We start from the raw sequence: 11934 nt of genomic DNA, 5'->3' as shown, positions 1-11934 counted from the left end.
CTCTTTTTTATCTGAGATTCTCTATGATTTCACTTATTTTAGTAATTTGATTTTCTATATTTTGAAGTTTTTCCCGGGCTTCTTCTATGATTTCCTCAGGGGCACCGTTCAAGAATTTTTGATTAGAGAGTTTTTTTCTAAACTTTTCAGCATCCTGTTCCAGTTTTTTTACTTTTTTGCTCAACCTTTCTATCTCAGATTGGATATTTATTAATTCGCCTAACTTTACGTAAACTTCCATTTTTTCATCTACATAAGCGCTGGCACTTTGGGCTGGTTTTTCTGCAGAGTACTCGATTTTTGAAACATTTCCCAAATGATGCAAATACGCTTCTTCTTCCTTACTAATTTCTCCCTTAATTGTTATTTCAACTTTTGTAGTCTGTGGTATGTTCATTTCAGCTCGAACATTTCGGATTCCTTTAATTATTTTCATTAATGTGTCAAATTTTCTTTCACTCACTTCATCTATGAAATTTTCATTGTATTCAGGCCAGCTGACTGTCATTACCGATTCACCCTTAACAGGTAATTTCTGCCATAATTCTTCGGTTATAAATGGCATGAATGGGTGCAATAATCTTAAACTTGTATCGAGTACTTTTACCAGCACTGTTTGCACAAGATTTTTTTCTTCACTTCTAAGTCTCTTCTTCACAGATTCTATATACCAGTCACACAATTCATCCCAGAAGAAATTATATATTTCACGAGAAGCTATGTTAAATTCATAAGATTCAAGTGCTTCTGTTACTCTTTTAATCGCTTTTTGGGTTCTTGAAAGTATCCACTTATCGGATAGTTTTAAGTTTTCTAAAGGTACTTCTTCGTAATCTTCAAGGTTCATAAGTACAAATCTTGTAGCATTCCAGATCTTGTTGGCAAATTTTTTGTAAACTTCAAAGTATTTTACATCAAGATTGATGTCTCTTCCCTGAGCTGCAAGTATGGCAAGTGTAAATCTCATTGGATCAGCACCGTATTTTTCTATAACTTCTACAGGGTCTATTCCATTTCCAAGGGACTTACTCATTTTTCGTCCATATTTATCCCGAACCAGCTGATGAATATAGACATCACTAAATGGCTTTTCATCCATGAATTCATAGCCCATCATTATCATTCTTGCGACCCAGAAGAATATAATATCAAAACCTGTAACCAGCACATTTGTGGGATAAAATCTTTTCAAATCTTCAGTTATTTCAGGCCATCCAAGAGTACTTATTGGCCATAATGCCGAAGAGAACCATGTATCAAGGACATCTTCATCTTGCTTTATATTTGTACTTCCGCACTTTTCACATTTTTCCACATTTTCTTCCACATTTATGTGTCCACAATCCTGACAGTACCACACAGGAATTCTATGTCCCCACCATAATTGTCTGCTTATACACCAATCTCTTATTTCGTACATCCAGTTTAGATATACTTTTTTCCAGCGTTCTGGATAAAACTTTATTTCATCATTTTCAACTGCTTTTATTGCTTTTTCTGCAAGGGGTTTCATACTAACGAACCATTGATCCATTAACATTGGTTCAATTACTGTGTTGCATCTATAACAATGGCCTACTGAGTGTTTTATGTTTTCTATCTTTACCAGATAACCTTCTTTTTCAAGGTCTTCCACTATCATTTCTCGAGCTTTATATCTATCAAGTCCTATGTATTTCCCACCATTTTCGTTGATTGTCATGTCTTCGTTAAATATGTTTACATATTCCAGATTATGTCTCTGGCCTATCAAATAATCATTGGGATCATGTGCCGGAGTCACTTTAAGGGCACCTGTACCAAATTTTGGATCTACGTGAACATCGCCTATTATTTTTAATTTTCTTCCTATTAACGGTAGTATTACTGTTTTACCAATATACGCTCTGTATCGTTCATCTGATGGATGAACCGCTACAGCAGTATCACCGAGCATTGTTTCGGGGCGTGTCGTTGCAATTATTATTTCTCCATTTTCTCCTTCAAATGGGTATTTTATGTAATAAAGTTTTCCGTCATGTTCTGAATACTCCACTTCTTCATCGGAAAGTACTGTTTTACACCGCGGACACCAATTGACTATATATTTTCCTTTATAAATCAGTCCTTTTTTGTAAAGTGATACAAATACTTTTCTCACAGCTTTTGAAAGTCCCTCGTCCAGAGTAAATCTTTCTCTACTCCAGTCAACGGAAGCTCCTATTAACATTATCTGATCTTTTATTGTTTTTCTGTAGGTGTTAGCCCAATCCCAGACGATCTCAACAAACTTTTCTCTGCCAAGATCTTCTCTGTGTTGCCCTTTGGCTGCAAGGAATTTTTCCACTGCTGTCTGTGTGGCTATTCCCGCATGATCTTCTCCAGGAATCCACAAAACAGAGTATCCCTGCATTCTTTTAAATCTTATGAGGATGTCCTGCAGAGTGATGTTTAAGGCATGTCCAAGGTGTAGCTTGCTGGTTATGTTTGGAGGCGGAATGACTATGGTATAAGTGTCTTCACCTTCTTTTGGAGAAAAGTAACCTTTTTCAAGCCAGAAACTGTACCATTTCGTTTCTATGTTTTTCGGGTCATATCTTATTCCTATTTCATTGAGACTCATCTGGTGCACCTCCTAACTTTTCTATTTTTATGTCAGTATTTATTTTTATCTGTTTGTTGCCAAATGATACCAATAAATAATCTAAAGATTCTTTTATTCTTGTGGCAATTTGCTCTGCCACATTTTTATTTACCCCATGTAATAATATCCAGAACTCGTTTTCGCTAACCCTGCAAACAAAATCTTTGGGAAGCCTTACACTGTGTTTTATAACAGAAGCTGCTCTTGCTATAACAAAATTGCTTTCGTTTACCTTTTCCGCCGGAAAATTAAGCACTATTTTTATAATGAAAAATTCTTCCCTGGAATCTTTGATTACATTCAGAATTTCTTTTGCAAATTCCCCGTTTGGTAACCTTGTAACGTCATCTATCCAGCTTCCGTTTAATAATTTAAGTAAATATTCCATAAAATCTCCTCCAGACCGATTTTTTTAAATTATAACATACATATAGATACATAAAAATGGCAAAGATATTGTTAATTTAAAGGCTGTCTATTAATGTTACAGTGTCTAAAAGAAGTATACCACGTTTATTGCATTTTTGGAGTATATGCTATAATTTTAGCAGTTTATGTGATATTGAAAGGAGGTGTGGTATTCTTGAAACTTGCTACTTTCAAGGGTGGAGTGCATCCACCGTATAGAAAGGAGTTGTCTAAAACTTCTGCTATAAAAGTTGCACCGTTGCCTGAAAAAGTAGTGATTTTTATGCAACAACACGCGGGGGCACCGGCAAAAGTGGTAGTAGAAGTTGGTCAGAAAGTAAAAACTGGTCAGGTTATTGGAGAACCAAATGGATTTATATCCGGATATGTTCATTCACCTGTAACGGGTACAGTAACAGATGTTAAAAAGGTATCAAATGTAATATATGGAGTTGCTGTAGAGGCTGTAACAATAGAAAGAACAGGTGAAGATGAGTGGGAACTCTTGCCACACGGAGATCCAGAGAAATTTTCTAAAGAGGAACTGCTTGATATCATAAAACAGGCTGGTATAGTTGGACTTGGTGGCGCTATGTTTCCCACGCATGTAAAACTTAACCCTCCTAAAGACAAGAAAATTGACACATTAATAATCAACGGCGCTGAGTGTGAACCTTATCTTACCATTGATCACAGAGTGATGTTGGAAAAAGCAGAAGATATTTTTGCAGGTATAGAAATTGTTAAGAAAATCCTTGAAGTGGAAAAGGTTTATATAGGAATAGAGGATAACAAGCTTGATGCTATAGAACACCTTAAAAAGATCTGGAGTGGAAAAGTGGAAGTTGTGCCTCTTAAAACAAAGTATCCACAGGGGGCTGAAAAGCAGTTAATTTATGCCATAACAAATAGAAAAGTTCCACGTGGTGGATTACCAATGGACGTTGGAGTTGTTGTGCAAAATGTCAGCACAATGATTGCTATTAAAGAAGCAGTAGTGGATGGTAAACCATTAATTGAAAGAGGTTTGACGTTGACAGGTGAAGCTATCAACACTCCAGGAAATTGGTGGGTTCGCATTGGGACTCCTATTTCGTGGTTAATTGATAATCTTGCCGGAGGTTTTAAAGAAAATATTGAAAATGTAAAAGTGTTGATGGGTGGGCCAATGATGGGAATACCTATCAATAACTTAGATACTCCAATAGTAAAAGGCAACAACGGAATTACTACACTCATTCCAAAAAAAGAGAAGAGTACTTTTTGTATCAGGTGTTCTTATTGTGTAACAGTATGTCCAATGGGATTACAACCCTACCTTCTGGACCTTCTGTCAAAGAAAAGAAAATTTGACGATGCTGTGGAGATAGGTCTTCTTGATTGTATTGAATGTGGATCCTGCTCTTATATCTGTCCTGCTAAGATAGAACATGTAAAATCTATTAAACTTGCCAAGAAAGTATACAGAGCCCTGAGAGGGGGTAGGAAAAAATGAAGCTGGTTACAGGAGCATCGCCACATTTAAGAAATGATGACACCACAACAAAGGTTATGCTGGATGTAATTATTGCTTTAATACCTGCCTTAATTGGCGCATGGTACTTTTTTGGTTTTTATGCGTTTTTCTTGAGTATTCTCGGTGCTGTTGCCGGAGAGTTAATTGAGCTTTTCATAATGAGGGGTTTGAGGAAAGATAAAACTTTTACACCAAATGGCAGTGCCGCAATTACTGGATTATTACTTGTGATGAACCTGAGTCCTGATGTTCCCTGGTGGATAATGATTATAGGTCTTGTCTTTGCTCTTGGCGTGGCGAAACATGCGTTTGGCGGACTTGGAATGAATATATTTAATCCAGCACTTGCCGGTAGGGCCTTTCTTCTGATTTCTTTTCCTGTTTACATGACTACATGGTATTCACCAACACTTAGTTTTTCAAAATGGATTGACACTCAGACAACAGCTACACCTCTTGCTTTGTTAAAAGAAGGTGGAATTTCAAATGTGAATGTCAGTTATTTTGACCTTTTTATTGGGAACAGAGCAGGTTCAATAGGGGAAACAAGTGTGTTGCTTCTTTTAATCGGCTTCATTTATCTGGTGGTTAGAAAGCGAATTAAGTTGATGATTCCTTTAACCTATATAGGTACGGTATTTCTCATGTCAAGTCTTTTCTATTTGATAAATCCTGAAAAATTTGGCTCACCTATTTTACATATTTTAGCGGGAGGATTAATCCTCGGTGCTCTGTTCATGGCAACTGATATGGTAACCAGTCCTATGACTCCAAAAGGTCAGGCTATATTTGGAGTTGGTTGTGGTGTGATGACTCTTATGATCAGGTATTTCGCAGGTTATCCTGAAGGCGTTTCTTTATCTATATTATTGATGAATTCTTTTGTACCTCTTATTGACAGGTACACTCAACCTCGCATATTTGGTGAGGTGAAACCATGAAGAACATTATAAAAACAGGTGTAACATTAATGTTATTTACATTAGTTGCAGGTGTGATTCTTGGTTTAATTTACAACCTTGCAAAACCAGCAATAGATCAGGCTGAGCTCAACAATACGTTAAAAGCCCTGGAATTTGTTTTAACACACGATGGGAAATTGCTGATAGATAAAAATATCCTGGTAAAGCAGGCCACAGAGAAGGCTAAGGAACCTGAGAAGGTTTTGTATACCTACGAGGGTGGTACAGTTATCTCTCCAGTGTTCAAGTTTGAAACTTCACAGGGAACTGTTTACGTATTAAAAGGTTATGGGATTGGATATGGTGGAAAAGTAATAACAGTTGCCTCGTTCTACAAAAACGGTGACAGGATAGATCTTCACGCAATAAAGGTTATTGAATATTCTCAAGAAACTCCTGGACTTGGTGCGAAGATTTCCGAAAACGAGTCTCAGGAAAGGTTTTACCCAATGCCTTATGAAGGTCTAAAAAATGGTGTTTTGGTAGACAAAGACGCTCGAAAAAGTTTTTTAAAACCAGAAGAAGCTAAAAAACTTGGAATAGTAAAAATAAGTGATGTAATGACAGGAGCTACTATTACTCCACGAGCGGTCGCAAGTACACTTACAGCTATGTTCAAGTACCTCTCTTCAGGGGGTGTAAAATAATGAGTAGATCGTGGAAGGAATTTTCAAAGGGTTTTGTGGCTGAAAATCCCACTTTTGTTCAGGCGCTGGGCATGTGTCCAACTCTTGCTACCACTACAAGTGCTATAAATGGTCTTGGTATGGGACTTGCCACTACTGCTGTGCTTGTTATGTCAAACCTTGTTATTTCAATATTAAGAAAGGCTGTGCCGGAAAAAATAAGAATTCCTATTTTCATAACCATTATTGCCTCTTTTGTTACAATAGTGGATCTTGTTATGCACGCTTACACATACGATTTGTGGAAAACTCTGGGATTGTTTATACCATTAATTGTTGTTAACTGTGTGATAATGGGGAGAGCAGAGGCATTTGCTTCAAAAAACAATGTCTGGTATTCGTTGCTTGATGGTCTGGGAATGGGACTTGGATTTACTGCAAGTTTAACTTTTCTTGGAAGCATTAGAGAACTTTTTGGAAATGGTTCGTTATTTGATATAACCCTCTGGGGAAAGGCTTTTAATGTATTTTTAATGATTCTTCCCCCGGGAGCGTACCTGACTCTTGGACTTCTTGCAGCGCTCTTTGCCTATATTGGAATGAAAAGAAAAGAAAGGGGGAAGGCTAAATGAACGTGTTTTTAATTCTCCTTTCTACAATGCTTGTGAATAACTATGTTTTCATGAGGTTTCTTGGGATTTGTCCATTTTTGGGTGTTTCCAAAAAAATGGACACGGCAATTGGAATGGGGCTTGCTGCCACTTTTGTTCTGGTGATGTCTTCAACGATTGCATGGTTTGTGGATCTTCTTTTAACAGCTTTAGGTCTTGGGTTCTTGCGTACAATTGCTTTCATATTGGTTATTGCCTCTTTTGTTCAATTTGTAGAGTTGTTTATGAAAAAGAACAATCCAAATCTTTACGAAGAACTTGGAATATTTCTACCGTTGATAACTACAAACTGTATAATCCTTGGTGTTGCAATAATAAATAGTATGAATACTTACACATTACTTGAAACAATTTTTAACGCGTTGGGTGCTGGGCTTGGATTTTTACTTGCGCTGATAATATTTAGTGCTATTCGAGAAAAACTTGAATTATATGATTTACCAAAATCGTTTGAAGGATTACCTATTGCCTTGATCACTGCTTCTCTTCTTTCACTTGCATTTATGGGATTCCAGGGTATGATTAAAATGTAAGAAAAAAGGAGCCTGAGCGGCTCCTTTTGTTTTTTTAAACTTTCCTGGAATTATTAGTAGTTTACATTTTCAAGTTTTGCATAACCTTTTTGTAAATCCTGTTCTATGAATACTTCTATAGTATGGGTTGCAGCTGGAGAGTCACTTTCAAATGCCACTATCCAGCTTGATGCGATATATTCGGCGATTCCAAGTGCAGTAAGATCAACATTACCGATGCTATCTGTGTATTGTAAAATTCCACCTGTTTCTACAACGATTTCCCTTGGATCATCCGGTGCACTGAAATCTGTGTTTGTGTCGGAATAAGGCCATTTTGGAACAAAAGCTCCATGTACTGTTCCATAACCTCTTATTGTATCTATTACATCTTCTTTGTCATACAGGTCTTCACCATAAGCATCCCCTGGATCAGGTTCAGATGCATAATGTGCAGTTGCGTCTGTGATCAATATCAGGATTCTTTGAGCTCCTGTACGCCATGAAGCATTCTCCCATGCATACATAAGAGCGGCGTATGGATTTTCTGGCCAATCCCCACCTCCATCTGCATAAAGTTTATCAGCGAAAGTTTTAGCTGTATCAGGATCTGTTAAATCCTGCCATACTCTGCTCACACCATCTATATAAATGTCCCTTGCAGGTGCTGCATCATCAAATGGTATTATACCAACTCTTGCATCAAGTCCTTCTCCCTTTATAGAATCTATAAATGCTATTATACTTGCCTTTACCCCTTCAATTGCATTATACATACTTCCAGTGGTATCTATTACAATTATTATATCCACAGCACTTCTTCTCTCTGATTCTTTAAAAAGAACGAAGCCTTGCGCTTTATTATCTTCAAAGAGCAGAATATCATCTTCTGTAAGCTCGGTAAGTTCTGGAACACTTATTCTTATTCTAATATAATCTGGCACTGCCAGGGGTACAAGAAATGGCATTTTATCTGTAGATAGATATATTTCAAGTCCTGCAAAATTTGCAGGATCTGGTTTTACAACCCCTGTAGGATCAGGCGGTATAATTTTCGGAAGTGTAGGAATATTTGTACAACTGAAAAGCAGGAAAACTACAATTGCAATTGATGAAGTCAAAACAATTAACTTTTTCATAAACATCCCTCCCTTCTTTACAAAAGTTTAAAAGCTTAAACCCAAACCAGCGGTTACTGCATATATTCCTGTACTCATAAAATCAAGAGTCATTGTTGTTAATACTTCCAGGGTAAACGCTATACCACTTCCTATTTTTACACCCGCTTTTACATGAAAAACTTCGTCTGAATAAAGTCCCAGTCCTCCTTCTTCTAAATCAAGTAAAAGTATCGGAGCTGCACCTGCATATATTTTCAAGTCTCTGAGTGGAATAACGAGAAGGAGATACGGGTCAAATTCAACAAGAGTTATGTCTTCAAATTCTATTTCTTCTAACTCCTCAAACGATATTGGATAGTAGACATCCAGGGAAAGTCCTATCAAACTTGCAGTAGTCCCAAATTGAACTCCTATGTAGGTTCTCTGCCTTCCACCAATTTCGGTGCCAGCCAACACTCCTAAATCTACAGCGAACATCAGTGTAGTGACTATCAATAAAATTAACAATAATAGCTTTTTCATAACTTCACCTCCCTTCCAGTGTGCTAAGATTATATCATAAATTTGAAAAATTAGATTAATTTTTTTGGATTTTTATTATTTATTATTTTCATAGTTTTAAATGAGTTAGATATAAAGACTTATTTTACCAACCTCGCCAACACCGCTATTTTTTGTCATTCCGAACGCATGTGAGGAATCTTATTTTTTACTAACTCTCGCTAATCTCGCTAATTACAAGGTTCCTCACCCTTCGGGTTCGGAATGACATGGGGGTGGATTCCTCGCCTTCTATGCTCCTCGGAATGACAATCCTTTCCTGTCATCCCGAGGAACGAAGTGACGAGAGGGATGTTATCCTGAGGAGCGCGAAGGCGATGGATCTTATTTTCACCAACACTCGCCCTTATATGTGTTCATTTTAGATCTGAAAAATGTGGTAAAATATTATAAGTAAATGGATTGTAAGAATTATTTTGATGGGAGGTAGGGATGTGGAGAAAGTTATACTTGTTAGATATTCAGAGATTGGACTGAAAGGAAAAAATCGGAGTTTTTTTGAGAAGAGGCTTATTGACAATATAATAAAGATAGCAGAAGCACCAAGAGTGAATAAACGTTATGGAAGGTTGGTTATCCGCCTTGAAAATAAAAATGAAAATGATATTCTTCCAAAGTTAAATTATGTTTTTGGAATTCAGAACGTCAGTGTAGCATATTCCGTTCCCCATGATTTTGAACAGATTAAAGAAATTTCGCTGGAGTTAGCAAGAGAAATGTTCGAAAATGGTGCCAGAACTTTTAAAGTTGAAACAAAAAAATCTTTTAAAAAATTCCCAATGGGCAGCTATAAGATTAGTGCCGAAGTTGGTTCATATATATTAAAAAATATTCCCGGGATTTCGGTGGATGTGCATAATCCTGAGTTTAAAATTGGGATTGAAATAAAGGAAGTGGAAACATTTATATTCAGTAATAAGATATCGATGTCAGGAGGATTACCTGTTGGAGTTGCCGGTAAAGGATTATTGCTTTTAAGTGGCGGAATAGATAGTCCTGTAGCCGGGTGGTATATGTTAAAGCGGGGCGTTGATGTGAATAGCATTACTTTTTTAAGTCCTCCTTACACTTCCGAAAAATCTGTAAGAAAAATATTAGATCTTGCCCAAAAACTCTCAATGTACAGCCCGGATATTTTTAAATGCTGGATAGTTCCTTTTACAGAGGTTCAAACATATATAAAAAACAATGCGCCAGATGAATATTCTCTTATTTTACAGCGACGAAGTATGATGAGAATAGCAAATAAATTAGCAAGAAAAATTAAGGCGAAAGCGTTAATAACAGGAGAAAATCTTGGCCAGGTTGCGAGTCAAACTCTTACTAATTTACACAGCATTGAAGATGCATCAAAATTACCAGTTTTAAGACCATTAATTGGTTTTGACAAAATTGAAATTATTGATAAAGCAAAGGAAATAGGTACTTATGATATTTCTATCCTCCCATACATTGATAGCTGTGTTGCGTTTGCTCCAAAAAGACCGGCAACAAAGTCTTCGTTAAAGGAGATTGAAAAAATCGAACAAAGCCTTTTAGAATTAGAGGAACTGGAAAGTATTGTTTATGAAAAAATAGAAAAATATACATTTATACATGGAATGCTTCAGAACAAAAGCGAGGGATAGTATTATGGGAACGAAAATAAAAAATTTTATAATGACTTTGTATTTTCTAATAGGTGCGGTAATCTATATTTTTATATACGGAGCAATTGTTCTGGTTGTAGGTTTTATAATCAGGTTATTCAGTAAAAAAGCAGCTAAAAGGTTTGTCATTAATCAGGTTGTAATTTTTGGGAGAATGGCGTTTAAGTTATTAGGAATTAAAGTTTACAAATTTGGAGACATTCCTCCTGTAGATGAGAATTTTCTTGTTGTAGCTAATCACCAGAGCGCACTGGATATTCCGATGATTTTGGGTTTTTGCGCACCTGTTGCTTTCATAGCAAAGAAAGAATTAGGGAAACTCCCTGGAATAAACTGGTATCTAAAATATCTGGGAAGTGTGTTAATAGACAGAGGGAATATCCGACAAACTGCGGTTGCTTTAAAAGAAGTGGTAAAAAAAATGAAGAGTGGTACTCATTTTGTTATTTTTCCAGAAGGAACACGTTCCAGAGATGGAAAAATGCTTCCTTTTAAACCAAGAAGTCTTGAACTTGCTTTTAGAAATGGGATAAAAGTGTTACCTGTTTCAATATGGGGAAATCACAAAATATTAAAAAAGAAAAGTCTGGTTGTTCATAGAACTCCGGCAGGTATAAAGATTCATGATTTAGTAGACCCCAAAGAATTTCAAAATGAGGAAGAATTTAGACTCTATGTGGAAAATGTTATAAAAAATGGGGTCAAGGAAATCGAGAGGAGGTTAGATAATGAAGAAAGCAAAGGTTAAAGCTTTGGTATTAGACAAACTCAATAATGCCCCTGTTGTACTTCTTGAAATTGAGGGGACGAGAAAAATACTTCCTATCTGGATAGGAGCGTGCGAAGCAAGTATAATTGCTATGATACTTGAACAAACAGAGTTTGCTCGACCACTCTCACATGATCTTATGTTGAATATAATTGAAACTCTGGAAGCTGTGCCGGAAAAAGTTATAATAAATAAAATAGAAGATAACACTTTTTACGCAAAGCTAATATTAAAAGATTTAACCATACCACCTGAGGAACATGCAAGTAGCTTTCTGGAATTTGATGCAAGACCATCTGACTGTATTATAATTGCATTGAAATCCAATATACCAATTTATGTAGCTTCTGAGATTGTTAACACTCAAACTATAGAACTTGAAGAATCGCATAGTAGTGACAAAGAAGACGAAGCGTTTAAAAGATTTGTTGAAAACCTTGATATAAATGAGTTTAGAAAAAGATTAAAGAAAGATTCCGAACAAGGTGAATAAAAAGAAAATACCAGTGAGGTGTC

The 11934-nt window shown here is 36.3% G+C and carries 12 protein-coding genes; 8 read left to right on the top strand and 4 right to left on the bottom strand.

Annotation, left to right across the window (positions count from 1 at the left end; all coding sequences use genetic code 11):
• Positions 1 to 7: 7 nt before the first annotated feature.
• The gene (locus JYK00_RS00165; protein WP_207566725.1) at positions 8 to 2602 is read right to left on the bottom strand and encodes a valine--tRNA ligase; all 2595 of its coding nucleotides are present in this window, start codon (positions 2600 to 2602) and stop codon (positions 8 to 10) included.
• Positions 2589 to 3011: a GGDEF domain-containing protein gene (locus tag JYK00_RS00160; RefSeq protein ID WP_207566724.1), complete on the bottom strand. Its 423-nt coding sequence runs from the start codon at positions 3009 to 3011 to the stop codon at positions 2589 to 2591. The genes JYK00_RS00165 and JYK00_RS00160 overlap by 14 nt, the downstream gene beginning before the upstream one ends.
• A 195-nt stretch (positions 3012 to 3206) precedes the next feature.
• On the opposite strand from JYK00_RS00160, the gene rsxC reads away from it, so the two are divergent.
• From rsxC to rsxA, 5 genes are read left to right on the top strand one after another with little or no spacing between them, the layout of a single operon-like run.
• Positions 3207 to 4526, top strand: a complete 1320-nt coding sequence (rsxC, locus tag JYK00_RS00155) for an electron transport complex subunit RsxC (RefSeq protein ID WP_207567568.1) — start codon at positions 3207 to 3209, stop codon at positions 4524 to 4526.
• Positions 4523 to 5488 (top strand): RnfABCDGE type electron transport complex subunit D, encoded by a 966-nt coding sequence (locus JYK00_RS00150; protein ID WP_207566723.1) that lies wholly within the window; start codon positions 4523 to 4525, stop codon positions 5486 to 5488. Before rsxC ends, JYK00_RS00150 begins: the two co-directional genes overlap by 4 nt.
• A complete protein-coding gene (locus tag JYK00_RS00145) occupies positions 5485 to 6156 on the top strand; it encodes an RnfABCDGE type electron transport complex subunit G (RefSeq protein ID WP_207566722.1) in 672 nt (223 codons plus the stop codon). Before JYK00_RS00150 ends, JYK00_RS00145 begins: the two co-directional genes overlap by 4 nt.
• Positions 6156 to 6767, top strand: coding sequence for an electron transport complex subunit RsxE (gene rsxE / locus JYK00_RS00140; RefSeq protein ID WP_207566721.1), 612 nt, complete (start codon positions 6156 to 6158; stop codon positions 6765 to 6767). Before JYK00_RS00145 ends, rsxE begins: the two co-directional genes overlap by 1 nt.
• Positions 6764 to 7339, top strand: coding sequence for an electron transport complex subunit RsxA (rsxA, locus tag JYK00_RS00135; protein ID WP_207566720.1), 576 nt, complete (start codon positions 6764 to 6766; stop codon positions 7337 to 7339). The genes rsxE and rsxA overlap by 4 nt, the downstream gene beginning before the upstream one ends.
• Before the next feature lie 53 nt (positions 7340 to 7392).
• On the opposite strand, the gene JYK00_RS00130 is transcribed toward rsxA, so the two are convergent.
• Both JYK00_RS00130 and JYK00_RS00125 read right to left on the bottom strand, forming a co-directional pair.
• A complete protein-coding gene (locus tag JYK00_RS00130) occupies positions 7393 to 8457 on the bottom strand; it encodes a vWA domain-containing protein (RefSeq protein ID WP_207566719.1) in 1065 nt (354 codons plus the stop codon).
• A gap of 27 nt (positions 8458 to 8484) precedes the next feature.
• On the bottom strand, positions 8485 to 8961 hold the full coding sequence (locus JYK00_RS00125) for a hypothetical protein (protein ID WP_207566718.1): 477 nt from the start codon (positions 8959 to 8961) through the stop codon (positions 8485 to 8487).
• Between the two features lie 473 nt (positions 8962 to 9434).
• On the opposite strand from JYK00_RS00125, the gene thiI reads away from it, so the two are divergent.
• The 3 genes from thiI to JYK00_RS00110 are packed head-to-tail and all read left to right on the top strand — an operon-like array spanning position 9435 to position 11911.
• A complete protein-coding gene (gene thiI, locus JYK00_RS00120) occupies positions 9435 to 10628 on the top strand; it encodes a tRNA uracil 4-sulfurtransferase ThiI (protein WP_228288168.1) in 1194 nt (397 codons plus the stop codon).
• A gap of 4 nt (positions 10629 to 10632) precedes the next feature.
• Positions 10633 to 11397: a lysophospholipid acyltransferase family protein gene (locus JYK00_RS00115; RefSeq protein WP_228288167.1), complete on the top strand. Its 765-nt coding sequence runs from the start codon at positions 10633 to 10635 to the stop codon at positions 11395 to 11397.
• Positions 11378 to 11911, top strand: coding sequence for a bifunctional nuclease family protein (locus JYK00_RS00110; RefSeq protein WP_207566716.1), 534 nt, complete (start codon positions 11378 to 11380; stop codon positions 11909 to 11911). Before JYK00_RS00115 ends, JYK00_RS00110 begins: the two co-directional genes overlap by 20 nt.
• The last annotated feature ends 23 nt before the right edge of the window (positions 11912 to 11934 follow it).

The organism is Thermosipho ferrireducens, from assembly GCF_017358165.1.
GTDB lineage: Bacteria > Thermotogota > Thermotogae > Thermotogales > Fervidobacteriaceae > Thermosipho_B > Thermosipho_B ferrireducens.
This window is presented reverse-complemented; position numbering and strand designations above follow the sequence as displayed.

Excerpts from the sequence above, each read along its gene's own strand:
- JYK00_RS00165 (WP_207566725.1), bottom strand. The coding sequence starts at position 2,602 with ATGAGTCTCAATGAAATAGGAATAAGATATGACCCGAAAAACATAGAA.
- JYK00_RS00160 (WP_207566724.1), bottom strand. The coding sequence starts at position 3,011 with ATGGAATATTTACTTAAATTATTAAACGGAAGCTGGATAGATGACGTT.
- JYK00_RS00150 (WP_207566723.1), top strand. The coding sequence starts at position 4,523 with ATGAAGCTGGTTACAGGAGCATCGCCACATTTAAGAAATGATGACACC.
- JYK00_RS00145 (WP_207566722.1), top strand. The coding sequence starts at position 5,485 with ATGAAGAACATTATAAAAACAGGTGTAACATTAATGTTATTTACATTA.
- rsxE (WP_207566721.1), top strand. The coding sequence starts at position 6,156 with ATGAGTAGATCGTGGAAGGAATTTTCAAAGGGTTTTGTGGCTGAAAAT.
- rsxA (WP_207566720.1), top strand. The coding sequence starts at position 6,764 with ATGAACGTGTTTTTAATTCTCCTTTCTACAATGCTTGTGAATAACTAT.
- JYK00_RS00130 (WP_207566719.1), bottom strand. The coding sequence starts at position 8,457 with ATGAAAAAGTTAATTGTTTTGACTTCATCAATTGCAATTGTAGTTTTC.
- JYK00_RS00125 (WP_207566718.1), bottom strand. The coding sequence starts at position 8,961 with ATGAAAAAGCTATTATTGTTAATTTTATTGATAGTCACTACACTGATG.
- JYK00_RS00115 (WP_228288167.1), top strand. The coding sequence starts at position 10,633 with ATGGGAACGAAAATAAAAAATTTTATAATGACTTTGTATTTTCTAATA.
- JYK00_RS00110 (WP_207566716.1), top strand. The coding sequence starts at position 11,378 with ATGAAGAAAGCAAAGGTTAAAGCTTTGGTATTAGACAAACTCAATAAT.